Origin of the sequence: Paraburkholderia sp. 31.1, from assembly GCF_014397645.1 — a bacterium.
GTDB lineage: Bacteria > Pseudomonadota > Gammaproteobacteria > Burkholderiales > Burkholderiaceae > Paraburkholderia > Paraburkholderia tuberum.
In genome coordinates this window covers 1-1,640 of the sequence record NZ_VZQN01000145.1, presented here as the reverse complement: position 1 = coordinate 1,640, position 1,640 = coordinate 1, and the positions used below count along the sequence as shown (strand labels likewise).

Annotated in this window: 1 protein-coding gene; it reads left to right on the top strand. The window is 60.2% G+C overall.

What is annotated here, in order from left to right:
• Window positions 1–201: 201 nt before the first annotated feature.
• Window positions 202–1,640, top strand: a 1,439-nt coding sequence (locus tag F6X37_RS35660; protein WP_222945045.1) for a TolC family protein, incomplete at its 3' end; no start/stop codon positions are given.

Below are 1,640 nucleotides of genomic sequence, written 5' to 3'. Positions count from 1 at the left end.
TGTTGTCGCGGCTGTCTGATTTCGCGGGGTCACCGATATCCGGACAATTGGAGCCAGTACGAAATCTCGTGTTTCGTTCGCCAAGGTCACCCGAATTAGCTGAATCGATCCTTTAAACGACGAGCATTGCTTCATTGTTTTCTGAGTCTGGATTGCGGTTCGGGTGTCGCACCACATACTTCAATCTAACCGGTTACGATCATGACTCGAAACGATTTTCCTGACGTACAGGCTACCGCGCTTATCACCAACGGGGACGGCCTCTCCGGTTTGCGGCTCCGCCCCCTGTCATGGCTGGTTTCGTCGCTGCTGGTCGTGCTCGCCTTGCCGGCGAGTGCCATTGCGGGCGCTCAAACGAAGTCTGATCTGGCGCTGGCGAGCGATGCAGCAACTGCAAGCAGATCGACTCCGGTCGAGATTAAACAGCCGTCGACCCCGGGAAGCCATGCTCCTCCGGTGACGTTCTCACAGTGGCTCGAAACGCAACCGTCCAGTAGCGAGGGAGGGCCTCCGGTGGATTCCGCCACGCTGCGCCGTATCTTCCTGAGCGCCGTCGAGGAAGCGGAGAAGCGCAGTCCCGAAGTCGGGCAGGCGTATGCCGCCTACGAAGCCGCGAAATCAGACGTCGACGAAGCGAAAGGCTTGCGGTGGCCGCAAGTCGACATCGGTTCGCAGACACAGGGTGTGCAATTTGGTCCCGGTAATCGAAATGGCTACAACAACGGGAACGTAGTGACGGCGAACGTCACGACAACGGTGTACGACTGGGGGCGCACAAAGAACACAATCGGAAGTCGTGAACAACTCTCGGATGCCGCGCTCAGTAGTTATGTAGCGGCCCGCAATCAGAATGCGTTCGAGGTGACGAGCACGCTCGTTGAACTGGGCAAGCAGCGCACGATCGTTGACGTGAGCCAGCAATTTGTTGAGCGTATGGCCACGCTCGTGAAGATGCTCAGCGAAATTGTGGCTGTCGACCGTGGTCGCGGCAGCGAACTCACGCAGGCCAAGGCGCGTCTGCTGCAGGCTGAAGCTGCGCGCGATTCAGCGCAAGCGAAGGCACGTGATGCGGAACTGGCGTTGCAAAAGCTGCTGGGCGAAAGCGTACCGCCGATTCCGCACGCGCGCGACTGGCCGCTCCAACCGGGCAATCTGCCGCAACTCCTGGAGCGGGTGAATGCTCATCCGAGCTTGCATCAGATTCAATCCGAGGCAAATGCGGCCGACCTGAATGCCAAAGTGGTGAAAGCGTCGGGCCTGCCGTCGGTGAATTGGGTTGTCAGTGCGAATGCCGGAATCGGAGGCACGGGCGCGGGACAACGTGCGCCATGGCAAACCATGTTGACGCTCAACTGGGCCGCATTCCGCGGCGGTTCGACGCAGGCGGCGACGGCTGCGGCAGGGCACCGGGCACAGGCTTCGTGGCAGCGCCTCGACCAGCAGCGGCGTGACCTCGAGTATGGCATTCGCACCGCGGATCAGGATGCGCACACCATGCTCAGCCGTGCGGAGCAGTACAAACGCCTCTCCGCTGAAACCGATCAGGTGCGCAAGGCCTTCTTCGAACAGTGGTACCACCTGGGCAAACGAACCCTGCTCGATGTGCTCCTTGCGGAGAACGATCACTACGGCAACAGCGT